Annotated in this window: 22 protein-coding genes and 1 pseudogene; 20 read left to right on the top strand and 3 right to left on the bottom strand. The window is 68.9% G+C overall.

Features of this window, described 5'->3' with window-relative positions; translation table 11 throughout:
- Positions 1 to 35: 35 nt before the first annotated feature.
- Positions 36 to 455 carry a DoxX family protein gene (locus OIE13_RS10740; protein WP_326829945.1) on the bottom strand — a complete coding sequence of 140 codons (420 nt, stop codon included), beginning with the start codon at positions 453 to 455 and terminating at the stop codon, positions 36 to 38.
- On the opposite strand from OIE13_RS10740, the gene OIE13_RS10735 reads away from it, so the two are divergent.
- The 3 genes and pseudogenes from OIE13_RS10735 to OIE13_RS10725 all read left to right on the top strand — a co-directional run.
- On the top strand, positions 426 to 632 hold the full coding sequence (locus OIE13_RS10735; protein WP_326829944.1) for a hypothetical protein: 207 nt from the start codon (positions 426 to 428) through the stop codon (positions 630 to 632). The two genes, OIE13_RS10740 and OIE13_RS10735, sit on opposite strands and share 30 nt — an antisense overlap.
- A 142-nt stretch (positions 633 to 774) precedes the next feature.
- On the top strand, positions 775 to 1683 hold the full coding sequence (locus OIE13_RS10730) for a bifunctional helix-turn-helix transcriptional regulator/GNAT family N-acetyltransferase (RefSeq protein WP_326640557.1): 909 nt from the start codon (positions 775 to 777) through the stop codon (positions 1681 to 1683).
- 88 nt (positions 1684 to 1771) lie between these two features.
- A pseudogene (locus OIE13_RS10725) lies at positions 1772 to 1942 on the top strand (IS110 family transposase); the annotation flags it as partial.
- Between the two features lie 45 nt (positions 1943 to 1987).
- On the opposite strand, the gene OIE13_RS10720 reads toward OIE13_RS10725, so the two are convergent.
- A complete protein-coding gene (locus OIE13_RS10720) occupies positions 1988 to 2635 on the bottom strand; it encodes a TetR/AcrR family transcriptional regulator (protein ID WP_326640559.1) in 648 nt (215 codons plus the stop codon).
- A 198-nt stretch (positions 2636 to 2833) separates the two neighbouring features.
- Here OIE13_RS10720 and OIE13_RS10715 point away from each other — a divergent pair, with 198 nt between their 5' ends.
- The 16 genes from OIE13_RS10715 (at position 2834) to OIE13_RS10640 (ending at position 22380) form a co-directional block, all read left to right on the top strand.
- Positions 2834 to 4033: a thiolase family protein gene (locus tag OIE13_RS10715; protein ID WP_326829943.1), complete on the top strand. Its 1200-nt coding sequence runs from the start codon at positions 2834 to 2836 to the stop codon at positions 4031 to 4033.
- A gap of 90 nt (positions 4034 to 4123) precedes the next feature.
- A complete protein-coding gene (locus OIE13_RS10710) occupies positions 4124 to 4951 on the top strand; it encodes an SDR family NAD(P)-dependent oxidoreductase (RefSeq protein WP_326829942.1) in 828 nt (275 codons plus the stop codon).
- Between the two features lie 182 nt (positions 4952 to 5133).
- Positions 5134 to 6150, top strand: a complete 1017-nt coding sequence (locus OIE13_RS10705) for an ABC transporter permease (protein ID WP_326640565.1) — start codon at positions 5134 to 5136, stop codon at positions 6148 to 6150.
- Positions 6151 to 6196: 46 nt separating this feature from the next.
- Positions 6197 to 7276, top strand: a complete 1080-nt coding sequence (locus OIE13_RS10700) for a sugar ABC transporter substrate-binding protein (protein WP_326640567.1) — start codon at positions 6197 to 6199, stop codon at positions 7274 to 7276.
- Positions 7277 to 7375: 99 nt separating this feature from the next.
- Entirely contained in the window at positions 7376 to 9502 is a 2127-nt protein-coding gene (locus OIE13_RS10695; RefSeq protein WP_326640569.1) for an ABC transporter permease, read from the top strand.
- Positions 9499 to 10611 carry an SMP-30/gluconolactonase/LRE family protein gene (locus OIE13_RS10690; RefSeq protein ID WP_326640570.1) on the top strand — a complete coding sequence of 371 codons (1113 nt, stop codon included), beginning with the start codon at positions 9499 to 9501 and terminating at the stop codon, positions 10609 to 10611. The genes OIE13_RS10695 and OIE13_RS10690 overlap by 4 nt, the downstream gene beginning before the upstream one ends.
- The gene (locus OIE13_RS10685; RefSeq protein WP_326640572.1) at positions 10608 to 12101 is read left to right on the top strand and encodes a sugar ABC transporter ATP-binding protein; all 1494 of its coding nucleotides are present in this window, start codon (positions 10608 to 10610) and stop codon (positions 12099 to 12101) included. Before OIE13_RS10690 ends, OIE13_RS10685 begins: the two co-directional genes overlap by 4 nt.
- Before the next feature lie 46 nt (positions 12102 to 12147).
- Positions 12148 to 13710, top strand: a complete 1563-nt coding sequence (locus OIE13_RS10680) for a class I adenylate-forming enzyme family protein (protein WP_326640574.1) — start codon at positions 12148 to 12150, stop codon at positions 13708 to 13710.
- Positions 13697 to 14941, top strand: a complete 1245-nt coding sequence (locus tag OIE13_RS10675) for an acyl-CoA dehydrogenase family protein (RefSeq protein ID WP_326640576.1) — start codon at positions 13697 to 13699, stop codon at positions 14939 to 14941. The genes OIE13_RS10680 and OIE13_RS10675 overlap by 14 nt, the downstream gene beginning before the upstream one ends.
- 3 nt (positions 14942 to 14944) lie before the next feature.
- Positions 14945 to 15571 (top strand): TetR/AcrR family transcriptional regulator, encoded by a 627-nt coding sequence (locus OIE13_RS10670; RefSeq protein ID WP_326640578.1) that lies wholly within the window; start codon positions 14945 to 14947, stop codon positions 15569 to 15571.
- A gap of 26 nt (positions 15572 to 15597) precedes the next feature.
- A complete protein-coding gene (locus tag OIE13_RS10665) occupies positions 15598 to 16305 on the top strand; it encodes an SDR family NAD(P)-dependent oxidoreductase (RefSeq protein WP_326640580.1) in 708 nt (235 codons plus the stop codon).
- Positions 16302 to 17486, top strand: coding sequence for a CaiB/BaiF CoA transferase family protein (locus OIE13_RS10660; RefSeq protein ID WP_326640582.1), 1185 nt, complete (start codon positions 16302 to 16304; stop codon positions 17484 to 17486). The genes OIE13_RS10665 and OIE13_RS10660 overlap by 4 nt, the downstream gene beginning before the upstream one ends.
- Positions 17483 to 19453 (top strand): alpha-ketoacid dehydrogenase subunit alpha/beta, encoded by a 1971-nt coding sequence (locus OIE13_RS10655; RefSeq protein ID WP_326640585.1) that lies wholly within the window; start codon positions 17483 to 17485, stop codon positions 19451 to 19453. The genes OIE13_RS10660 and OIE13_RS10655 overlap by 4 nt, the downstream gene beginning before the upstream one ends.
- A 275-nt stretch (positions 19454 to 19728) precedes the next feature.
- The gene (locus OIE13_RS10650; protein WP_326640587.1) at positions 19729 to 20754 is read left to right on the top strand and encodes a phosphotransferase family protein; all 1026 of its coding nucleotides are present in this window, start codon (positions 19729 to 19731) and stop codon (positions 20752 to 20754) included.
- Entirely contained in the window at positions 20751 to 21398 is a 648-nt protein-coding gene (locus OIE13_RS10645) for a hypothetical protein (RefSeq protein ID WP_326640590.1), read from the top strand. The genes OIE13_RS10650 and OIE13_RS10645 overlap by 4 nt, the downstream gene beginning before the upstream one ends.
- Complete coding sequence (locus OIE13_RS10640; protein WP_326640592.1) at positions 21391 to 22380, top strand: zinc-dependent alcohol dehydrogenase; 990 nt, start codon at positions 21391 to 21393, stop codon at positions 22378 to 22380. The genes OIE13_RS10645 and OIE13_RS10640 overlap by 8 nt, the downstream gene beginning before the upstream one ends.
- A gap of 518 nt (positions 22381 to 22898) precedes the next feature.
- Here the strand turns inward: OIE13_RS10640 and OIE13_RS10635 are convergent.
- Positions 22899 to 23843: a sulfite exporter TauE/SafE family protein gene (locus OIE13_RS10635; RefSeq protein WP_326640593.1), complete on the bottom strand. Its 945-nt coding sequence runs from the start codon at positions 23841 to 23843 to the stop codon at positions 22899 to 22901.
- Between the two features lie 254 nt (positions 23844 to 24097).
- On the opposite strand from OIE13_RS10635, the gene OIE13_RS10630 reads away from it, so the two are divergent.
- Entirely contained in the window at positions 24098 to 24421 is a 324-nt protein-coding gene (locus tag OIE13_RS10630) for a cation:proton antiporter domain-containing protein (protein ID WP_326640595.1), read from the top strand.
- Positions 24422 to 24493 lie beyond the last annotated feature (72 nt).

Below are 24493 nucleotides of genomic sequence, written 5' to 3'. Positions count from 1 at the left end.
CGATCGCGAAAGCATCGGCGTCACCCGGTGGCGCTTCAGAGGCTGGCCAGCCTGAGGGCGATCGTGACCACGCTGAGCACCAGCAGAACCAGCGATGCCGATGTGTTCTTCGCGGTGTCGCGGGCCTTGACGTGGTACAGGACGGCGCCGGCCATGAGGAGCGCCAGGCCGGCCGCGGCCGCGATGCCGAGGCCTTCGATCCACAGACCGATGACCAGCCCAACGGCTCCAAGGATCTCCAGCCCGCCGCGGGCACCCGGAACCGGCGGCGATCGACCCGGGGCCCGGATCGAGTAGGAGGGTGAGGTCGCCTCACCCTCCTCTTCCTCGTAGAGCGTGTGCTGCCGAACCGCCGGGAGGACCCCGCCCCACAGCGGGTATCCAGCGACGAAGCTCTCGCCGGAGGCAACAGGATCGGCGCCCTGATGCGATGCCGCGGAGACCAGCTCCGCCACTTTGTCCAGGGTCCGTTCGACGTCGAGGAATACGGGTGCCGCCTGGACGGCCGCCACGGCGATCTTCCTTCGACCGCGTTCTTCGCCCACATCGGCTCCGACTCGGTGGCGGTGATCTCCTCACGACGCGAGAACTTCGCCATGATGATCGACAGCAGTGAGTACGCCGAGCTGTAGTCCGGCCTGTTCGACTCTCTCTGGGCGGCAAGCACCCCGCCCCCGGCGGGCAGGCCAACGCCGGTCGAGTTCCCACCGGCAAGGCCGGATTAGCGAGCGATGCGGGGTGACATGGATTCCATTCTCTGACTAAGGTCAGAGAATGGAATCCATGTTGATCGATCGGGTGCGACGGTTCAACCGGACCGTCACCCAGCGGATAGGTGCCCTTGACGACACGTTCCTCTCTCGCAGCCGCCCGCTCGGGCAGGCGCGCCTGCTATGGGAGATCGGTGCCGAGGGAAGTGAGGTGCGGTCGCTGCGCTCGCGACTCGGCCTGGACTCCGGCTATCTGAGTCGGCTGCTACGCGCCCTGCAAGCCGACGGGCTGGTCGCGGTCGACGCGAACGGCGCCGATGGACGGGTACGCACAGCACGGCTCACGCGGGCGGGGCTGGCCGAGCGAGCCGAACTGGACCGATGCTCGGACGATCTGGCCACGTCCATCCTCGAGCCGCTCACCGGCCACCAGCGCGAGCGGCTCGTCGCCGCCATGGCCGAGGTCGAGCGCCTGCTGGCCGCGTCCCAGGTTCACGTCGCCGTCGTCGACCCCTGCCACCCGGACGCCCGCCACTGCCTCCGCGCCTACTTCGCCGAGCTGGCGCACCGGTTCGACAGCGGCTTCGACCCGGACCTCAGCATCTCCGCCGACGATGAGGAACTCACCCCACCGGCGGGCCTGCTGCTGGTCGCCACACTGCACGGCGACCCGGTCGGCTGCGGCGCGCTCAAGCTCCACCAGGACGACACCTCCGCGGAAGTGAAGCGGATGTGGATCTCCCCCACCGTGCGCGGGCTGGGACTGGGCCGTCGGCTCCTCGCCGAACTCGAGGCTCAGGCCGCGGTCCACGGCGTGCGCACTCTCCGACTGGAGACCAACCGCGCCCTGTCCGAAGCGATCGGGCTCTACCGCACGGCCGGATTCCGCGAGGTGGACGCGTTCAACGACGAGACCTACGCCCACCACTGGTTCGAGAAGACCCTCGGCTCCGACACCGCGGGGACCGGCTGACAACTGTCCTGTTACCTTTTTGATCCTCCCCGATGAGAGTCGGGGAGCCAGGTCACCCGGCCCGGCATGACCGATTGCCCCTGTCGTACTGAAACGGGCCATGTTCCTCGCCGCGTTCGCGTCCCTGTCCAACCCCGAAAGCAGGGAGTACTACGACAAGAAGCGCGTCGAGGGCAAAAAGCACAACGCCGCCCTGATCTGCCTCGCCCGTCGCCGTTCAGACGTCACCCACGCCATGCTCCGCGACCGCAAGCCCTATCCACTGGCTTACTGCGGCATCAGCCCCACGTCAACAAACCGCCGACTAGGCGGGGGGCCGGGCGCCGACTGTGTGCAGGGAGATGGTGACGTAGCGCCGGGCGATCTGTTCGGGGGGGAGCGGGCCGTCCGGGTCATACCAGGTGGCGACGGCCTGGAACATGCCGAGCAGGGCCCTGGTCGTGTCCTCGGGCAGGGAGACGGCGAAGCTGTGATCGCGTTGACCGGCCCGGACCACCTCCAGCAGCAGGTTCTCCAGTTCCTTGCGCATGCCGGCGTAGTAGCGCCGGTTCTCCGGATCGAGGTAACGCAGTTCGGAGTCAAGGACGGTCAGCGACGACCGGTGGGCGACGGTGAGCACGATGCTCTCGACGACGTGGGCGAAACGTGCGCGCGGGGTGTCCTCGGCCGCCTGGTGGGCGGCCCTGGCCCGGGCGACGAGTTCGCTGATGCAGGTGTCCAGCAGGGCGACCAGCACGGCCTGTTTGCTCGGGTAGTGATAGTAGAGACCGGGCACCGTCACCCCGGCCTTGCTCGCCAGGTCGCGTACGGAGCTGCCGTGATATCCGCGCGCGGTGAAGACCTCAAGGGCGCCGAGAAGGATGCCCGGCAACTCCAACGGGGGAAAGTCGCGCCAGTGGCCGATGGGCGGCAGTGAGTCCTGCACGTGCGCCGACTCTTCCACGAGCTCCATCTGGTCCACTCTCTTCCTCGTCCGGGCAGGCGTCCCCGGCCCTGATCTGCTTCCCCGTCAATTGTGCCGCCTCTTCGGGGCGGGTCTTGTGCGAAGAACATTGTTCAGGCTACTTTAGCGACCGTTAAGTCAACGGGCCCGTGAGTGCCGCCGGGCTCGATCGCCGTACCCGGCGCCCACCCCTCATAGGGAGACCTCATGCCTCAAGCCGTCTTGGTCGACGTCGTACGGACGGCGTCCGGCCGTGGAAAGCCTGGCGGTGCGCTGTCAGGCGTGCACCCGACCGATCTGCTCGCCCACGTGATATCCGCCCTCGTCGAGCGCACGGGCATCGACCCGGGCGCCCTCGACGACGTCATCGCCGGATGTGTGACCCAGGCCGGCCAGCAGTCGGTCAACGTGGCCCGCAACGCGGCGCTGGCCGCCGGGCTGCCCCAAAGCGTGCCGGGCACGACCGTGGACCGGCAGTGCGGCTCGGGTCAGCAGGCCGTCGCCTTCGCCGCACAGGGCGTCCTCGCCGGCGCCTATGACATGGTCATCGCGGGCGGCGTGGAGTCCATGTCACGGGTCCCGATGTTCGCCGGCAAGATGGGCGAGGACCCCTACGGGGAGAGGCTGGCCGCCCGCTACGCCGATGGGCTGGTGGGGCAGGGCATCTCGGCCGAACTCGTCGCGGCGCGCTGGAAGCTGGACCACCGGATGCTGGACGAGTATTCGGCGCGTTCCCATGAACTCGCCGCCCGGACCGCCGCATCGGGCGGCTTCGAGCGGGAGATCATCCCGCTGACGGTGACCGGCGAGGACGGCGTCGAGACCGTGCACGTCACCGATGAGACGGTACGGCCGACCACGACGGCGGACGACCTGGCGGGCCTTCGGCCCTCGTTCCAGGACGAGGCGATGGGGTGCAGGTTCCCCGAGATCGACGACTGGCGGATCACCCCGGGCAACTCCTCCCCGCTGACCGACGGCGCCGCCGCCGCGCTGATCACCACCGACGTGATGGCCGAGCGCCTGGGCCTACGCCCGCGCGCCAGGTTCCACTCCTTCTCCGTCACCGGCGATGATCCGGTGGAGATGCTGACGGCGATCATTCCGGCCACACGTAAGGTGCTGCGGCGCGGCGGCCTGTCCATGGCCGACATCGACGCCTTCGAGGTGAACGAGGCGTTCGCGCCGGTGCCGCTGGCCTGGGCCCATGAACTGGGCGCAGACCTTGAACGACTGAACCCCCGGGGCGGCGCCATCGCGCTGGGGCACCCGCTGGGCGCCTCGGGCGTACGCCTGCTGTGCACGCTGGTCAACCACCTGGAGCAGACCGGCGGCCGGTATGGCCTGCAGACCATGTGCGAGGGCGGCGGTATGGCCAACGCCACCATCATCGAACGGCTCGGCTAGCCAGAGCACGACACCCACGGCGGCGCCACCCGGCGCGGTGGGGCGGATCGGAACGGGCCCGCGGCAAGGCGGGCCAAGAGGAGAACATCAGTGGGTTCGATTCAAGACAGGGTGGCTCTGGTCACCGGGGCAGGCCAAGGGATCGGGCGCGCGATCGCCCTGAAGCTGGCGGCCGAGGGCGCGCGGGTCGTGGTCAACGACATCGACGCCGAGGCGGCGCACGAGACGGTGGAGGCCGTCGCCAAGACCGGTGCGGCCGGGGTCGCGGTGGTGGGCAGCGTTACCGAGGAGGGCTTCGCCGGGCGTTTCGTCGACACGGCGATGCAGCGCTTCGGGGGCCTGGACATCATCGTCAACAACGCCGGATACACCTGGGACGCGGTCATCCAGCGGATGACCGACGAGCAGTGGGAGGCGATGCTGGCCGTACACGTGACCGCGCCGTTCAAGATCTTGCGCGCCGCCCAGCCGTTGATCAGCCGGATGCACAAGGCGGAGCGGGAGGCCGGGGGCCGCCGTACGCGCAAGGTCGTCAACATCTCCTCCATCTCGGGGCTGGACGGCAATCCGGGCCAGGCGAACTACTCCAGCGCCAAGGCCGCCGTGGTCGGTCTCACCAAGACGCTGTCCAAGGAGTGGGGTCGCTACGACGTGACCGTCAACGCGGTCGCCTTCGGCTACATCCAGACCCGTCTCACCCAGGCGCGCTCGGTGGCCGACGGCCACATCAGCGTGGAGGGGCACGACATCCGTGTCGGCATGACCGATGACCGTGTCTCGATGCTGGAGGAGGCCATCCCGATGGGACGTGCCGGCACTCCGGAGGAGGCCGCCGGCGCGGTCTACCTGTTCTGCTCGCCCGAATCCGACTACGTCAGCGGCGAGACGCTCGTCTGCGGAGGTGGCTACCACTTCTGAACCCGCGGTTCAGAAGCGCCCACGGAGGTTGTCGGGGCCTCCGTGGGCGTAGCCGTGGGCCGGCAATTCCCCGAAAAACAACGAAAACATAACGGCCACAAGGTGCTATTGCGGTCCAGCCGAAAAGCGCCACATGATGTGTACCGATCAGTCAGTACATTGGGACGTCCAAGGAGCCCAAGGTGACAAGCTCAACGATCTCCAAGTCCCCACTCGGCGTCGTCCGCCGACGGTTCGCCTCGATGGATCAGGGATACATCGTCGCGGGTGTACTCCTCGCCCTCGTGGTGTTGTTCTCCGTCACGCTGCCGGGCTTCTCCTCCACCGACAACCTGCTCAACGCCGCCAGAAGCGCCTCGACGCTCGGGCTGCTGGCCATCGGCATGACCGTGGTGGTCATCGCACGAGGCCTGGACCTGTCCGTCGTCATCATCATGGGCGTCAGCTGCGCCATGGCCGTGGAGCTGATGATCGCCGGTCACGGCGAACTCGTCTCGCTGGCCGCCGGCCTGCTCATCGCGCTCACCCTGGGGCTCATCAACGGTCTCCTGGTGGCCTATGTCGAGGTGCCTCCGCTGTTCGTCACCCTGGCGACCAGCCTGCTCTACCTCGGCTTCTTCCGCATCTTCTTCCTTCCCAAGGACCAACAGGCGATCCTCTCCAGCGCCACGGCCATGAACTGGCTCGGCAATGGAACGGTGCTTGGGATCCCCAGCCCGGTGCTGGTCTTGGCCGTGGCGGCCGCGGCCGCCACCTGGTTCATGTCCCGCAACTACGGCCGTTTCGTGCGATCGCAAGGCGACAACCCCGCCGCTGCCTCGCTGTTCGGCCTGCCCACCCGCCCGCTGCTGGTCTCCACCTACCTCGTGTCCGCGAGCGCCGCGTTCATCGCCGGCGTGGTGGGGGTTTCGGTGGCGGGAGCCTATGACCTGCGGGCGGCGGCCACCGGCACGACGCTCTACGACGTCATCGCCGTCGTGGTCATCGGCGGAGTGAGCCTCGCGGGTGCGCGAGGCAGCATCGGCGGCGTCGTGTGCGCCGCACTCCTGCTCGGGGTCATCGGCAACGCCATGACCCTGCTCAACATGAGCGTCATCGAACAGTCCCTGTCGAAGGCGTTCATCGTCCTTCTGGCGATCGTGCTCGACAGTCTCCTGCATCCGCGTGATGAAGAGACCGCACGAGTCGGAGATATGTAGCAAGGCCCCGCCAGGGCAACTCAGCTCATTGGAGAGGTAGGTAGCAATGAGCATCCGTAAGAAGGCACGCGCGGCGACCATCGCCGCGGGGATGGTCCTGACGCTCGCTCTGACAGGCTGCACCACCACTAGAGACGCCGCTTCCCCCGCCCCGGCGAACGGAACCCCGGCGAGCGGGACCGGCGGGCTGCCCGCCGTCGCCGCCCCCCAAGAAGTCATCGCCAAGTCGCTGGACGCGATGCGCGGCAAGAAGGTGCAGATGATCACCATCAGCGGCGACGGCGCCCCGCTGACCCGCGCCTGGCGTGAACGCGCCGCACTGGGCTTCAAGGAGGTCGGCGTCGACTTCACCGCCATCACCGCCAACTTCGACACCCAGGTCCTGGCCCAGCAGGTGCAGACGGCGATCGACCAAAAGCCCGCCGCCCTCATCTTGCACAACGCCGACCTCAGCGGCCTGGCCAAACTGATCCAGCAGGCCCAGGCGAGCGGCATCTACGTCATCGTGATGAACCTCGGCTCCAACGCCCAAAGCGACGCCTACATCGGCCCCAACTGGCTGTCGATGGTGTCGGAGCTGGCCGAACGCGCCTCCTCGGACTGCAAGGCGATGAACAAAAAAGACGTCGCCATCATCAACGGCTTCGGATCCGACACCGGTTCGCTGCTGACGGTCGAGGCGGCCACCAAGACCTTCAAGGAACAAGGCATGAACCTGGTGGCCAGCCAGCCCGGCCAATACGACCCCACCAAGGCCAACGAGATCACCCGTACCTTGATGCAGCAGCACCCCAACCTGTGCGCGGTCCTCGGCAACTGGGACGGCATGATGACCGGCGCCGCCAACGCCGTGGCCCAGGCCGGCAAGATCGGCCAGGTCGGCGTCTACACCACCGACTCCAGCCAGGTCGCCTGCGACGGCATCGGCAAGGGCACCATGGCCGCCGCGGTCAACTACGGCGGCGGAACCACCATGGGCGACAACGCGGTGGCCCTGACCCAGTATCTGCTGCAGAGCGGACTGACCCCCGGCGGCGTCAAGACCGCCCTGTTCACCCCGACCCAGATCATCGACAAGACCAACTACCAGCGCGTCGGCTCCTGCTACGCCGCGACGGCGCAGTAGCCCCCACCGCCACCCGGCCCCCGGGTGGGCCCGCGGGTGGGCGCCCTTCCACCTGCGGGCCTTTGGGGGTATTCACGCTTCACGAATGGGGAACGACACGTGCCCAAGGATGCATTCGCTCTCACCGGTATGTCCTGGCGACACAGGTTCTCCTTCCAGCGATCCCTTGCCGAACTTCTCGGCAAACGCTGGATGGAGGCGGTGGTCCCTTGCCTGCTGCTGGTCGGTGTCCTGACGTACTTCAGCATCACCACCGAGGGCTTTTTCACCCCGGACAACGCCTCGACGCTGTCCCAGAACTTCGCCGAGCTCGGCCTGGTCGCGCTCGGTATGACGATCGTGCTCATCGGCGGCGGCATCGACTTGAGCGTCGGCTCGGTCTTCGCGGTCGTCAACGGCTTCGCGCTGATCGGCTACAAGCTGCTCGGCTGGCCGGTCGCCGTCGTCGCCGTCGCCGCCATCGCGCTGGGCGCGCTGCTCGGGTCGGTCAACGGCCTGCTGATCGCCTACGCCAAGACCCGGCCCTTCATCACCACGCTGGTGACCCTGCTCGCCTATCGCACGGTGGCCGAGTACATCGACGCGACCTACAGTCCCGAACTGACCACCACCACTCGGATCGACCCCGCCTGGGACATGCTGGGCGCCGGACAGATCGCCGGTCTGACCACCCAGTTCGTGTGGCTGATCGTCGTGGCCATGGTGGTGCACGTCCTGCTCAGCCGCAGCCGCTGGGGATGGCGGATCACGGCCATCGGCTCCTCCAGGACCTCGGCCCGCCGGGCCGGTATGAACCTTCCCGGCATCACCTTCAGCACCTACGCCGCCGCCGGCGCGCTGGCCGGCGCGGCCGGGCTGCTGACCGCGAGCAGGCTGGAGCAGAGCTCGGCCTCCACCGGCGTGGGCATGGAGTTCGCGGTCCTTACGGCCGTCGTGCTCGGCGGCGTCAGCCTGGCCGGAGGCCGCGGTACGGCCATGCGCGCCCTCATCGGCGCGCTCGCCGTGGTCGCGATCTCTCAAGGACTGACGCTGCAGGCCCAGCCGCGCTACGTGTATTCGATGGTGCTGGCCGTGATCCTGCTGCTGTTCGCCGCCTTCGACCTCAAATGGGGCAAGAACCGCGGCAAGGCCATCCAGAAGATCTACATGGCGCCCGGCCGCTTCCGGCTCAAAGCCTCGCCCGACATCTATGAGAAGGGCAGCGTGTGGGCACTGAACGACCGGCTCACCGGGGCCGAGGCCATCGGGACCGGGGAACTCGACGGCCCTGAGGACGTGGTGGTCGACGACCAGGGGCGCATGTACTGCGGTGACCGGCGCGGCTGGCTGTGGCGCATCGACGACCCGGCCGCCAAGCCCGAACTGGTGGCCCGCATCGGCGGGCACCCGCTCGGTGTGGTCATGGACGCCGGCGGCGATGTGGCCATCTGCGTGGCAGGCATGGGTCTGTACGGCATCAGCCCGCAAGGCGAGGTCAAGCCGCTGGCCACCGACGTCAAACGCACCTGGTACCGCATCAACGACGACTCGGCGATCCGACTGGCCGACGACCTGGACATGGCACCCGACGGCAAGATCTACTTCAGTGACGCCAGCACCAGGTTCGACGGTGATGAGTACTTCCTGGACCTGATCGAGTCGCGGCCCAACGGCCGGTTGCTGTGCTACGACCCCAAGACCCGCCAGACCAGCGTCGCGCTGCGCAACTACGCCTTCCCCAACGGCATCTGCGTCTCCCACGACGGCATGTCGGTGCTCATCAACTCCTCCAACCTCTACCGGATCGACCGCTTCTACATCGCCGGGCCCAAGGCGGGCCGGCTGGAGCCGTTCATCGAGAACCTGCCGGGCATCCCCGACAACATCAACCGCGCCTCCGACGGAGGCTACTGGGTGGCCTTCGCCGGCATGCGCACACCGGTGTGGGACCTGGCCATCTCCATGCCCAAGTTCCGCAGGCGCATGGTCAAGGAACTGCCCTTCGACGAATGGCTCGTCCCCAACCTGAACACGTCATGCGTCATCAAGATCACCGAGGAGGGAGAGGTGGTCGAGTCCATGTGGGACGGACAACAGAAGGATCACGCCGTGATCACCTCCATGCGCGAACACGAGGGTTACCTCTACCTCGGCGGGCTCACCAACGACCGCCTGGGCCGGGTACGGCTGACCGCACAAGAGCGAAACGGCGCCCGGCGTCACGCGCGGGCGGTGAGCACCCCGTGAATCTGACTGCCGAGCTGCGCCGCAGCCTCAACATCGTCACCGAGTTCCTCATGCCCTCACGGGCGGAGAACCGCGCCATCCCCTCCCTGGACGGAGGCCTGGCCGCCAACGACGCCATCGACTCCTTGCGCGCCCACTGGTCGAGCACCGAGGAGGAACCCGACGACATGGCGCCCGCCGGTGAGCACTCGGTGCTGTTCACCGTGGGCCGCGCCGTACACGGCCTGGACCTGCGATCCGGGCAGACCAGCCAGGTCGCCTCGCTGCCCGGCCCGGCCTCGGCGATCTGCGCCGACGGCAGCGGCGGCCACTTTGTGGCCGTGGAAGGCGAAGGCCTTCACCGGCTGACGGCCCGCGACGGCCGGGTCACGCGCGTCAGCGAACACCCCCTGTCCTGCGCGACGAGCCTCACCTGCGTGGACGGCTCGGTCTATGTCACCCAGGGCAGTACGGGGTTCTCCGCGCAGCAGTGGGCGCACGACCTGATGAGCAAGGGCGCCTCGGGCAGCCTGCTGCGCATCGACCTCTCCTCCGGGCGGGCCAAGACCCTGGCCTCGGGCCTGGCCTGGCCGGCCGGGGTCACCGCAGGGCCCACGGGCTCCACGCTGCTGGTGTCGGAGTCCTGGCGCCACCGCGTCTTGACGTTCGACCTCAACGGCGGCGCGGGCCGTACGCTGCTGCCGAACCTGCCCGGCTACCCCATGCGCCTGTCACCTGACGGCCGCGGCGGATATCTGCTCGCCTTCATGGCGCTGCGCACCCACCTGATCGACTTCGTGCTGCGGGAGGACTATTTCCGCGAGGAGATGGTGCGCACCGTCCCGCCGCAGTTCTGGATCTCACCCGCGCTGCGCTCGACGGGAGAGCGGTGGGAGCCGCTGCAGATCGGCTCCATGAAGCATCTCAACCAGACCAAACCCTGGGCGCCCTCACGCGCCTACGGCCTGCTGGCACAGATGGAGCCCGACGGCACCTTCACCCGAAGCTGGCACGCCCGGACGGGGTCGGCCCGCACCGGGATCACCTCCGCCCACGCCGTCGGCGGCCGGATCGTCATGGTCAGTAAAGGAGGGCGGATGGTGCTCGCCGAACAGGAGGAGCCACGATGACGCCACAACCCCTGCTGGAGATCAGCGCCGGATCCAAGAGCTACGCCGGTGTGCGGGCCATCCAGGACATCGACTTCACCCTCTACCCCGGCGAGGTGCACGCGCTGCTGGGGGAGAACGGCGCGGGCAAATCGACCTTGTGCAAGGTCATCGCGGGCGCCGTCCGGCTCGACGGCGGGCGGCTGGACATCGAGGGCCGCAAGCGGGAGTACACCCATCCCAGCCAGGCCCTGCGCGACGGTGTGGCGATGGTCTATCAGGAGACCAGCCTGGTCCCCACGATGACCGTGGCCCAGAACCTGCGGCTGGGCGATGAGGCCCTGCTGTCACGCTTTCGTTCGCTCAACATCGAAGGCCGCCAGCTGATGCGGTCGATGAACTTCCCCGTCCAGGTCACCTCGCTGGTGTCCTCACTGGGCAGCGCGCAAAAGCAGATGGTGGAGATCGCCCGCGCGATCCGCCGACGCGCCAAGATCGTGATCTTCGATGAGCCGACCGCGACCCTCACCCCCGAAGAGACCGAGCAACTGTTCGGCGCCATCGGCCAGCTCACCCGTTCCGGCGCCGGAGTCATCTTCGTCTCCCACGCCATCGAACAATCCCTGCAGATCGCCGACCGGGTCACCATCCTGCGAGACGGCCGCCACCAGCTCACCACCGCAGCGGCCGACATCGGCCGCGACGAGATCATCCGCCTCATGGTCGGCCGGTCGGTCGAATACGCCCGCCGCCCGCCCGAAGAAGGCACGGTACGCGGCCCCAAGGTGCTGAGCGTGGAGAACCTGACCATGGGCACCACGGTCAAGAACATGTCCTTCTCCGCCTACGCCGGCGAGATCGTCGGCATCGCGGGCCTGGTGGGCTCCGGCCGTACCGAAGCCTGCATGGTGGTGACCGGCGCGCTCAAACGCAACCGCGTCAACGGCGGCAGAGTCCTGCTCGACGGGCGGCCCGTACGCTACCGCGTCCCGCGCCAGGCCATCCAGGACGGCATCGTCTACATCACCGAAGACCGCAAGGTCAACGGCTTCTTCGAGACCATGTCCATCGCCGAGAACATCGCGATCGGTGAGGCCGCCTCGGCCAAGAGACTGGCCCTGCTACGAGGCACGCGCCGGGTCAAGGAGGTCGCGGCCAAGTTCATCAAACGGTTCCAGATCCGCGCCATCAACCCCAACGCGCGCGTGATCGAACTGTCGGGCGGCAACCAGCAGAAGGTCGTCTTGGCCAAGTCGCTCACCGGCGACCCGCGCGTGGTCATCTTCGACGAACCGACCCGGGGAGTGGACGTCGGCTCGATCGAGGAGATCCACCAGCTGATCCGCCAGATCGCCGACCAAGGCGTCGCGGTCGTGCTGATCTCGTCCTATCTGCCGGAGATCTTCTCCCTGTCCGACCGGATCCTGGTGGCGCGCGGTGGCCGGATCGTGGCCGAGTTCTCCCCGGACACCGCCACCGAGGAATCGGTCATGTTCGCGGCCGTGCACTGAGAAACGCGCGGAACAAGACCACGACGCGCCAACGGAAAGGACAACGATGAGCGGCTTCACGATGCGCGGCACACTCGACGTGGGCGCCGCCCGCTCACCCGACGGGGTGGCCCTGACGTTCGGAGAGCAGCAGATCACCTACCGTGAGCTCGGCACGCGCATCGACCAGGTCGCGGCCGGCCTGGCCGTGCTCGACTTCCAGCGGGGCGACACCGTCATGGTGGTGCTGCCCAACTGCGTCGAATACGTCGAACTGTTCTATGCGATCGCGACCCTGGGCGGGGTCATCGTCCCGGTCAACTACCTGCTCAGCGCCGAGGAGGTACGTCACATCCGTGACGACTCCGAGGCCGGCTGGATCGTCGTGGACGCCTCGATGACCGACCGCCTGGCCGGGATCGAGCAGGCGGAACTGTCACGCATGCGCGTCTTCACGCGGGGCGCGGCCCAGCCCGGATCCGGCCACCAGGACTATGAGGTGCTGCGCGGCGCGGGCACCCTGGAGCACCGGCCGCTGATCGCCCTCGATGAGGTGCTGCTGCTGCAATACACCTCAGGCACCACCGGCCTGGCCAAGGCCGCGGTGCACACCCACAACAGCCTGATGTGGAACATGGTCCAGCAGGTCGTCGACTTCTCCTTGACCGAAAGCGACTCCTACCTGTGCGTCCCCGCATTGTGCTGGGCGGCCGGGTTCCACGACTTCACCCTGCCGCTGCTGTGGACCGGGGGACGGGTGAGCCTCATGCCCAGCCGCTCCTTCGACCCCGCGGCCTTTTGCGACCTGCTGGTACGCCACCAGGTCACCATCGTGGTCCTCGTGCCCTCGGTGCTGCGCATGGTGCTGCGCTCAGGCCTGGTCTCGCCCGCCGCCTGCGGCACGATCCGGCTGCTCATGTCCGGCGGTGAACTGCTGCCGGTGGAACTCATCGAAGAGTTCGAAGCGGCGCTCCCGGGATGCCGGGTGTCGCAATGCTACGGTATGACCGAGGGGCCGATGATCATGACATTCCTCGATCAGGCCAACGCCGTCCGCAAACGCGGCTCAGCCGGGCGCGCGATGTCGATGACCACGATCCAGATCAGGCGCCCCGACGGCACCACCGCCGACGTGGGCGAGATCGGCGAGATCGTCGTACAGTCACCCGGATCGATGATCGGCTACCACCGTTCCGAGGTCCAGACCGCGCAGACCCTGCACGAGGGCTGGATGCACACCGGCGACAACGGCTCCCTGGACGCCGAGGGATATCTCTACGTGGCCGGCCGCGCCAAGGACATGATGATCTCCGGTGGCCTGAACGTCTATCCCGCCGAGATCGAACGGGTCCTGCTCACCCACCCGGCCGTGCGGGAGGTCGCCGTGGTCGGCGTCCCCGACGAGCGGTTCGGCGAGGTCGGGCGGGCCCACGTCGTGCTCACCCCCGGCCAGAACGCGACGGCGGCCGACCTGGAAGACCACGTACGGCAAAGCCTGGCGGGCTACAAGGTGCCCCGAGTGTGGGCGATCGGACCGGAACCGCTGCCGCGGACCACCTCGGGCAAGGTACAGAAGTCGACGCTGCGGAGCATCCCGGCGACGGAGGGGACATCACATGTGGAGCTTTGAGACCGACGCCGAGTTCCAGGCCGAACTCGACTGGATGAAGACCTTCGTCGACGAGAAGATCGTGCCGATCGAGTCCCACCGGCCCGACCGGCAGGAGTTCGCCGAACTCATCGTCCCGCTGCAAGAGACCGTCAAGCAACGCGGTCTGTGGGCCGCTCACCTTTCCCCCGAGCTCGGCGGGCGCGGCTTCGGCCAGCTCAAGCTCGGCCTCATGCACGAGATCATCGGCCGCTGCGTCGTGGCGCCCTACGTGTTCGGCAACCAGGCACCCGATTCGGGCAACAGCGAGATCCTCGCCCTGCACGCCACCGAGCAACAGCGTGAACAGTGGCTGGTCCCGCTGCTGGACGGGCGCATCCGCTCCAGCTACGCCATGACCGAACCCGGCGCCGGAGCCGACCCCACCCTGCTGGCCACCCGGGCGACCCAGGTGGAGGGCGGCTGGCGCCTGGACGGCGAGAAATGGTTCATCACCAACGCCTCGGCCGCCGACTTCATGATCGTCATGGCGGTCACCGACCCCGACGCCCGGCCCCACGAACGCGCCAGCCAGTTCATCGTTCCCACCACCACCCCAGGCCTGAAGATCGTCCGGGAGATCGGCACCCTGGAGGACTCACGCCCCGAATGGGGACGCCTGGAAAACCACAGCGAGGTGATCCTGCAGGACGTCCGTGTGGGCGCCGACGCCATGCTGGGCCCCCGCGGCCAGGGATTCCGCATCGCCCAGGAACGTCTGGGGCCGGGCCGCATCCACCACTGCATGCGTTGGATCGGTCAGGCCGGCCGGGCGCTGGAACTGCTGTGCGCACGCGCGCTCACCCGCTACAGCCACGGCTCCCTGCTGTCCGACAAGCAGACCGTGCAGAACTGGATCGCCGAATCCTGGGCCGACCTGCACGCGGCCCGCCTGATGACCCTGCACGCCGCCTGGAAGATCGACAACTACGGTGTCAAGGAGGCCCGCACCGAGATCAGCGCGATCAAGTTCCGCGGCGCCCAGATGCTGCACGACGTCATCGATCGCGCGATGCAGGTGCACGGCGCGCTGGGCCTGACCACCGACCTGCCCCTGCAGGACATGTACCGCCGCGCCAGGTCGGCCAGGATCTACGACGGCCCCGACGAGGTCCACCGCCAGTCGGTGGCCCGCGCCGTGCTGAAGTCCCATACCGCCACCCACCCCGTCCCGTCCGCGACCGTGCCCGAGACCGCGACGAGGGCCCACTGACCGATGACCACCCAGCATCCCGACGAGACGGAGGACGCATCCTTGTCCGGCCAGCCACCCCAACCCATGGACACCCGCGACCGCATCCTGCAAGCGGCGACCCGGATCTTCGCCCAAAAGGGCTACCACGGGACGGGCATGTCCGAACTCGGCGAGGCAGCGGGCATTCAACGCGGCGCCCTCTACTACCACATCGGATCCAAGGAAGATCTGCTGTTCGACCTGTGCAAACGCCACGTCGATGAGGCCCTCGCCCGAGGCCGGGCCGCGGTGGACAGCGCCGACGAGCCGCAGGAACAACTGCGGCGGCTCGTCCACGCCCACCTCAACACCCTGGCCGAACGCCGCGACGACGTCATCGTCGCCGAACACGAGATGCGTTCGCTGACCGGGGAGCGCGCCGTACGGCTGCGCGCCCTGCGCCGCGAATACCAGAACCTGTTCGAGGAGGTCTTCGCACGAGGCACCGACGCCGGTACCTTTCACGCCGCAAGCCCCATCGACGTCATGGGCGTACTCGGCATGCTCAACTACACCTACGTCTGGCTGGACCCCAAAGGCCCGACCTCGGTCGATGAGATAGCCGAACGACTGCTGACACTGATCCTCAACGGCATGGCGGGCCGGTAGTGGGCCCCGCACGCCGGCGTGCTCTGGTGACGGGCGGAGCACGGGGGATCGGCCAGGCGATCGTGGCCGAACTGGCCTCCCGTGGCGTGGACGTCATGTTCACCTACCGGCAGGCCGGCGCCCAGGCCCAGGCCGTGGCCGACGTCCACGACGGCGACACCGCCACAGTGGTGGCCGAGCCGTACGACCTGCTCGGCGGAGACGCCCAGGCACTGGCCGCCCGCTGCCAACAGCGGTTGGGCGGGCTGGACATCGTGATCCTCAACGCCGGCATGTGGCAGGGCGGACGCATCGAGACGCTGCCGCCAGAGGAATGGTGGCGGGTCGTGGAGACCAACCTGCGCGGCAACTATCTGCTGGCCCGTGCCGTACTGCCCCTGCTGCGGCAGTCGGCGGCCGGATCGCTGGTGTTCGTGTCCTCGGCCGTGGGGATCATCGGCTTCCCCGGCGACAGCGCCTACGCCAGCGCCAAGGCCTCCATGACCGGCCTGGCCCGCGCACTGGCCAAAGAGAACGCCGGAGGAACCCGGGTCAACGTCCTGGCACCCGGATTCGTCCAGACCGACATGACGGCCGACATCAGCGAACAGGCACGGAACCGGATTCTGGACCGTACCGTGCTCGGCCGCTTCGGCACGGTCGAGGAGATCGCCCGCGCCGCGGTCTTTCTCGCGGAAGACGCGACGTTTTGCACCGGAACGGTGCTGAGTGCAGATGGTGGGTGGACATTGTGAACGCAGGACCGCTGAGCGGAGTGCGGGTCATCGAGATCGCCGGAATCGGTCCAGGACCGTTCTGCGGGATGATGCTCGCCGACATGGGCGCCGAGGTGCTGCGCGTGGACCGGCCCGGCTATCACAGCCCGGCCAACCTGCTGCCGCCCCAGGCCGACCTGATGAACCGGGGACGCCGGTCGGTGGCGATCGACCTCAAATCCCCGCGCGGTGCCCAGACCGTGCTTCGGCTCGTCGAATCGGCCGACATCATCTTCGAAGGCTTTCGCCCCGGCGTCGTGGAACGTCTCGGCATCGGGCCCAAGGACTGCGCCGCGCGTAACCCCCGCCTCGTCTACGGACGGATGACCGGCTGGGGACAGCACGGCTCGCACGCGCCCATGGCCGGCCACGACATCAACTACATCGGCCTGACCGGCCTGCTCGACTCCATCGGCACCCCCAAGACCCCCGTGCTTCCGCTCAACGTCGCCGGCGACTTCGGCGGCGGGGGAATGCTGCTGGCCTTCGGCCTGGTCTGCGCCCTGTACGAGGCCCGCGCCTCCGGCCAGGGCCAGGTGGTGGACGCCTCCATCCTGGACGGCGCCTCCATCCTGATGACCATGTTCCACGCCATGGCCGGCCAGGGTGTCTGGTCGCCGGCACGCGGCACCAACGTGCTCGACGGTGGCTCCCACTTCTACAACGTCTACGAATGCGCCGACGGCCGCCACGTCGCCGCGGGCGCGATCGAGCCGCAGTTCTACCACCGGCTGCTGACCGGCCTCGGACTCGACACCGATCCCGAGTTCGCCCACGGCCAGCACCGCCAGGACCTGTGGCCGCATCTGCGCGAGCGCATGGCCGAGGTGTTCCGCAGCAGGCCCCAGGCCGAGTGGCTGGCGGTGTTCGCCGGCACCGACGCCTGCCTGACCGAGGTCGTGCCCCTGGCCGAGGTGGCCGAGCACCCCTTGAGCCTCGAACGGGACTCCTTCGTGCGCGTGGGCTCGGCCACGCAGCCCGCGCCGGCGCCGCGCTTCAGCCGTACCGTCCCCCAGACGCCCACACCGCCCCCCTCGCCCGGCGAGCACACCGTCTCCGCGCTGACCGCCTGGGGACTGACCCAGGCCGAGATCGACGACCTCGCCGGGGACGGAACGATCCACCAGACCACACCCGGCGAAAGCGAGGCGCCCTCATGAACGAATCCCTCCCACGAGCCGAGCTCTACCGGCGCATGCTGCGCATCCGCCGCTTCGAAGAGCGCACCGCGCAGTTCTACCGCGACGGGCAGATCCCCGGCTTCGTCCACGTCTCAGTCGGGCAGGAAGCGGTCGCGGTCGGCGCCTGCGCACCCCTGAGCACCCACGACATCATCACCTCCACCCACCGAGGCCACGGACACGTCCTGGCCAAAGGCGCCGACATGGGCCAAATGTTCGCCGAACTGTTCGGCCGCGCCGACGGCAGCTGCCGCGGCCGCGGCGGATCGATGCACATCGCCGACCTGGCCGTGGGAGTCTTCGGCGCCAACGGCATCGTCGGCGCCGGCCTCCCCATCGCCGCGGGCGCGGCCACCGCCATGCAGTTGCGCGAGCGCCCCCAGGTCGCCGTGGCCTTCTTCGGCGATGGCGCGGTGGCCCAAGGCGCCTTCCACGAAGCGGTCAACCTGGCCTCGGTCAAAGACCTCCCGATCGTCTTCCTGTGCGAGAACAACCACTTCGCCGAGTTCTCCGACGCCAGCATCATCCGCGAGATCTCCCTCAAAGGGCGGGCACGCGGCTATGGCATCGCCTATGCCCACGTGGACGGCAACGACGTGGAGGCCGTGGCCGCCGTCATGGCCCGCCAGATCGCCCACGCCCGCTCAGGCGCCGGCCCCGTCCTGGTCGAGGCCGAGACCTACCGCGCGCGCGGCCACTACGAAGGCGACCAGCAAAGATACCGCGCACCTGAGGACCTGGCCGCCCGCGAGACCAACGACCCGCTGGCCATCCTGGCCGCACGGATCAACGCCGACGGCGACGGCCACCTGCTCACCAAGATCACCGAAGAGGTCGAACGCGAGGTGGAGCAGGCCATCGCCTTCGCCCGCTCCTCCCCGCCGCCGGCCCCAGAGACCCTGAGCGACCACGTCTACGCCGACCCCGGCCCCAGATCCCCGCTGCCCGTCCCCGCACAGGCGGCCGCACCGACCCCCACCATCAAGACCAGCCGCGCCATCCGCACCGCCCTGGAAGACGAACTGGCCACCGACCCCACGGTCTTCCTGGCCGGCATCGACGTGGCCGCCGGAGGAAACGTCTTCGGCCTCACCCGGGGACTGCACGAACGTTTCCCCGGCCGCCTCATCGACACCCCGATCTCCGAGACCGCTGTCATGGGCATGGGCGTGGGAGCGGCCATGTCCGGCATGCGGCCCATCGTCGAACTCATGTACCTCGACTTCGTCGGGGTCTGCCTGGACCAGATCATGAACCAGGCAGCCAAGATGCGCTTCATGACCGGAGGCGCCGTCCAGGTGCCCCTCACCATCCGCACCCAGTTCGGCGCCGGACGCTCCTCGGGCAGCCAGCACTCACAGAGCCTGGAAGGCCTGCTCGCGGCCATCCCCGGCCTCAAAGTCGTCATGCCCTCCACCGCCGCCGACGCCTACGGCCTGCTCCGCGCCGCCGTACGCGACCCCAACCCCGTCGTCTTCATCGAAAACCGGCTCCTGTACGAAACCTCCGGACCCGCACCCGACCGCCGCCAACACCTCGAACTGGGCCGGGCGCACATCACCCGCCAAGGCGCCGACGTGACCATCGTCAGCTACTCGCGGATGGCCCAGGTCTGCCTGGCGGCGGCCGAAGAACTGGCCGGGCGCGGCATCGAATGCGAGGTCGTCGACCTGCGCACGATCACCCCCCTGGACTACCAGACGATCATCGACTCGCTGGCCAAGACCTCCCGCCTGCTCATCGCCCACGAGGCCATCACCGACTTCGGCGTCGGCGCCGAGATCAGCGCCCACATCGGCGAGCACGCCTTCGAACTGCTCGACGCGCCCATCACCCGCGTGGGCGCCACCCGCATGCCCGCACCCTACGCGCCCGGCCTGGAACGCCTGTGGCTGCCTGACCAGGCCGCAGTCATCCGCGCCGTCGAACGACTCCTCGCCTACTGAAAAACCACTCCCTGACAACCACTTCGCTGCCCTCGCGCAGCGCGGGCACCCGCGATCGATTCGTGCCGGCGGATCCGGGCGCCCTCATGACCGCACCGAACATGACGATCGACGACGAGGACGAAGAACCGCCGCAGCCCGGCGCCTTCGCCGCTCCATCGCCCGGCGGTGGCCCGCGCACACCTCGGCCACCGCTTCACGGCGCGATCACCGCGCTTCGCCCGCACCGGAAAAGAGACGAGGGCGTGGCTCAAAGACCAAGAAAGAGGCTGTCCGTGAGCGCAACACCGACCGACCAAGCCATCTTCACCGAACGGCTCAGCACGTGGGCACAGACCCACTACGGGCCACAAGCGGTGGTAGGCGACGTACGCCGGATGCCGGGCAACTCCGGAATCAGCTACGGATTCGACATCACCCACCACGGCGACCGCGAGGGCCTGGTCGTACGCCTGACCCCACCCGGCGTCGTACGGCAAGGCAACACCGACATCATGCGCCAAGTCCCGCTGCTGCAGGCGCTCAAACGGGCCGGCCTGCCCGTGCCCGAGGTCCGCTGGTACGACGAGGACGAGTCATGGTTCGGCGTGCCATACCACATGGTCGAGCACATGCGCGGCACCTCCACCCACATGTTCGACAAGGGACGAGCCGAACAGATCGACGGCACCGGCCTCGAACCGGTATTCGTCGAAGCGATGGGCGTACTCGCCGCCATCCACCAGATCGACTGGCGGCGTGAGCTCCCCGGCTGGTCCACCCCCAGGGACCTGGAGGCCGAGATCTCCTTCTGGACCCCCAGCCTGCTCAAATCCGACGACCCCCAATGGATCTCCCAAGGGATGCAGATCCACGACCGGCTCCTGGCCACCAGACCCCACACCCCCCTCATGAGCATCGTCCACGGCGACTTCTACTCCAACAACTGGCTGTTCGCCGACGGAAGCCTGACCGCCGTCCTGGACTGGGAGATCGCCTCCATCGGATCACCCGGACTCGACATCGGGTGGATCTGCATGATGTACGACCCCAAGAGCTGGAGCCCGGCCCGCCACCAATGGTCCCAGTGGTCACCCGAACCGGACTTCCTCGTCGATGCCTACCTGGCCGCGGGCGGCCCCGCCGTACCCGACCTGGACTGGTTCCGCGCCCTGGCGGGTTTTCGCCTCAGCTGCATCACCGCGATGGGCCTGCGCCTGCACCGCACCGGCCGCCGCCCCGACCCGGCCTGGGAAGTACTCGGCGACGCCGCGCCGTACATGATGAACCGCGCCGAGGAACTGCTGGCGGGCCTTCGATGAGCGCCCCCGGATCACTGCCCGCCGTCCGCATCGACAGCGACCGGCGCGCCTTCGCCTGGTGCGGCGCCTGCTCCGCCTGCGACAACTGCCGCTCGGGCTGGAGCGCCTGGTGCACCACCGCACCGGCGCCCGGCCACTGGCAACCCCTCGCCCCCCACGTGCCCCACCGTCCGCGCATGGAACACGCCCTGGCCGCGGCCCTGGGCTGCCTGGACATCCTCGCCCAGGACACCACGGCCCATCCCGGCGACACGACACTGCTGGTCCTTGGGCCGGCCCAGGTGCTCACACCCCTGCGTGTGGTCCTGGCACACGCCCGCATCGGCGCGGTACACGTCGCCGATGAGACCCTCACCGGCGACGACGAGTTCTCCCTCGCGGCGGCGAGGGCCGCGATGGCCGGACAGAGCGGCACCGGCCGCGCCGACACCATCGTCTCCCTGCGGGGACGGCTCGACCTGGCCTCCCGCTGGGTACGACGAGGCGGACGCGTGGCGAGCCTGACCTGCGCGGGGGAGACCATCATGCCCGCCCTGGACACCCTGGTCACCCGCGAAGTGAGCATCGTGTCCCTGCGCGACCCCTGCGGCGCCATCGCCCCGCTCACCGATGCCCTCACCCGTTCAGGAGAACTCCATGGCTGACCACGGCCCCCGCCGGGCACTGCTGGCCGCCCCCGGCAGGTTCCAGGTCGGCCCCGGCCCCGAAACGCCACTGGGACCCGGCGACGTGCGCCTTGCCGTACTCGCCACAGGCATCTGCGGCACCGACCTGGCCACCTACCGAAGCGGAGACGCCGACCCCCACCAGGTGCTCGGCCATGAGATCGTCGCGCACGTCACCGAGACGGGCGGCGCCACCGACCTGCCCACCGGCACCAGGGTCATGCTGCGCCCCATGCGCTCCTGCCACCGCTGCTGGTATTGCGCCTCCGGCCACACCCACCTGTGCGACCACTCCAAAGAACTCACCCTGTCCTTCCAACGCCCCGGAGGCTTCGCCGAGGAGGTGATCCTGCGCGACGCCGAACCCGGCGACGCCCTACCCCTGGCCGAGGAAGCCGACATCACCGACGGCATGTGGGCCGAGCCGCTGGCCGTGGCCGTACACAGCCTGAACACCCTGGGCGGCCCGCGCCCCGCAGACCCGCTCCTGGTGATCGGCGCCGGACCTCTCGGCCTTTGCACCACCGCCGCCGCGGCCGCGCGCGGACTGAAGGTGACCGTCGTCGAACCACGAAAGGCCCGCCACGCCACCGCCCACGCCGCCGGCGCCTCGGCGGTCCACCTGCCCCACGACCTCACCGGCCGATACCCCTGGACCGTCATTGCCGCCGGCACACCCGCCGCCCTGCGCCAGGCCATCGAGTCCACCCGGCCGGGAGGGCGGATCTCCATCACCGCCCTGGGCCCCGCCCCGGTGCCCACCCTTACCCACCCGGTGCAGGTGAGCGGCTCGTTCGGCTACAACGACGAGGAGTTCGCCCAGGCCGCCGCGCTCATCAACGACGGCACCGTACGGCTCGGCGGCGCCGTCTCACGACGCTTCCCCCTGGCTGAGATCAACGCGGCCTTCACCTACGCCACCGAAGACCCCGAAGCGGTCAAGGTGGCCATCACCCCCTGACCCCGAAGCGGTCAAGGTGGCCATCACCCCCTGACCCCGAAGCGTGCGGGCACCTCACGGCGACGATCCGAGGTGCCCGCCCCGCCGTACGGACCCCGGCGACCGGCCCCGCGCCACCGCCGCACCGACCGCCCTGCCCCGCTCTGCCGTACGGCTCAGCCCACGCGACATTCCAGCACCTGCCCCGGCCGCTCGCCCCTTCCTGCGACGCCTGGTGATCGGCCCGCGCCACATGAAGCGCGCACCCGCACCACGCCGCCGGGAGGTAATCCCTCATGTGCATGAGATCGGCAGTGAGATCGGCACCAGCGCCGCCCGCAGGGCCTCTCCGCCTTCCCTGGCTGACACCTCCGGCTTCCTCGTACGACCTCGTACGACCTCGTACGGGTGGCGTACGACCTTCGCGCGACGCCCGGCACCGGCGGCGCTCGACCGGGGCCCGGCACGCGGAAGGCCTCCCTCGCCACATGCGAGGGAGGCCTTCACGCGGAACCACGGCCGGATTCGCGCCGCCGGGCTCAGCTGGGGGAGCCGGCGGTCTCCTGCTCCTCGGTGCGGCGCCGCTCCTCTGCCTCGAGCGCCTCGGCCATCTCGTTGTCGCGGTCACGGCGGTACTCACGGAGCGAGTAGGCGATGGCGGCGGCCCAGATGGCGGCGATGGTGATGTAGGCGGCCGCCTGGACGCCGCCGGAGGCGTCGATCCAGTCGCTGCGCAGCAGGGTCCGCACGTTGGTCAGGACGATGACGCCGCCGACGGCGGAGCCCAGGATGCGCGGCGGGATGTGGCGGACCAGCCAGGCGGCGATGGGGGCCGCGATGACGCCGCCGAGCAGCAGGACGGCCACCCAGGAGAAGTCGATGTTCTCCGAGCCGATGCCGACGAAGAAGCCGAGGCTGGCGGCGACGGCGACCAGGAACTCGCTGGCGTCGATGGAACCGATCACCTTGCGCGGTGCCAGGCGGCCGCTGGCCAGGATCGCCGGGGTGCCGACCGGACCCCAGCCGCCGCCGCCGGTGGCGTCGACGAATCCGGCCACCAGGCCGAGGGGGGCGAGGAAGCGCTTGCGCAGCGGCTTGCCCAGGTTGCCGCGCGGGAGGCCGAAGGCCGTGAAGCGGATCAGGACGTAGACGCCCAGCGCGAGCAGGATGATCGACATGACCGGGGCGGCGACCTCGGTGGAGAGGCCGGACAGGAAGGTGGCTCCCACGAACGCGCCGACGGCGCCGGGGAGACCGATCTTGGCGACGACCTTCCAGTCGATGTTGTCGAAGCGCCAGTGGGACACGCCGGATGCGAGGGTCGTGCCGATCTCGGCGAGGTGGATGGTGGCCGAGGCGGCAGCGGGGTTGGTGCCGATGGCCAGGAGTAGCGTCGTCGAGGTGACACCGTAGGCCATGCCGAGGCTGCCGTCGACGAGCTGCGCCGCGAAGCCGACCAGGCCTAAGAGGATGAGCGCACGCACGACGCCCCCCTTCCTATTTTCCCTACTCTGTTGATAGGAATTATAGTGATTGAACTTCAAGGTGCCGTCAAGTCACGTTTCGGGTAAGGCGTCTCAACTCGTGGACACCTTTGTCTCACAAGCGCTGTCATCTCGGTTGATATCCGCCGTCAGGCCCCGCGTCGCCTCACGCCCTCGACCACCGGCGACAGGAGGGTGGCCAGGCTGACGGTGTCGAGCCCCAACACACCTCCACCGGAACCGGCATGTGAAGTGTGATCAATGAGGCGATACCTCGCACAAAACTGCGGCATAAGAGCAGGCTCAACCGGTGGGAGGCCCTGGCCCTGGGCGCCGGGCTCAACGCGCGAGGCGTCATCGAGGTGGTCGTGGCCATGGTGGGCCTGCGGCTGGGCATTCTCAGCGTCGAGGTCTACACGATCGTGGTGCTGGTGGCGATCGTGACCTCCCTCATGGCTCCGCCGATCCTGCGCTGGGCCATGGCCAGGGTGGAGCAGACCACCGAGGAGGAGCTGCGCAGGAACGAGCAGCTCGCCTGGTCGAAACAGTCCCAGACGGGCAGCGCCGACCCGCTTTAGCGGAACGCCGGCCCGGCCGCGCGGGCCGTCCACCCCGTCCATGCCGGGGAGGGGCGGCCCTTGGCGACCGGG

It is taken from the genome of Streptosporangium sp. NBC_01810, assembly GCF_035917355.1.
Classification (GTDB): domain Bacteria; phylum Actinomycetota; class Actinomycetes; order Streptosporangiales; family Streptosporangiaceae; genus Streptosporangium.
Note: the sequence above shows the minus strand (reverse complement) of the source record. Positions and strands in the feature narration are given on the sequence as shown.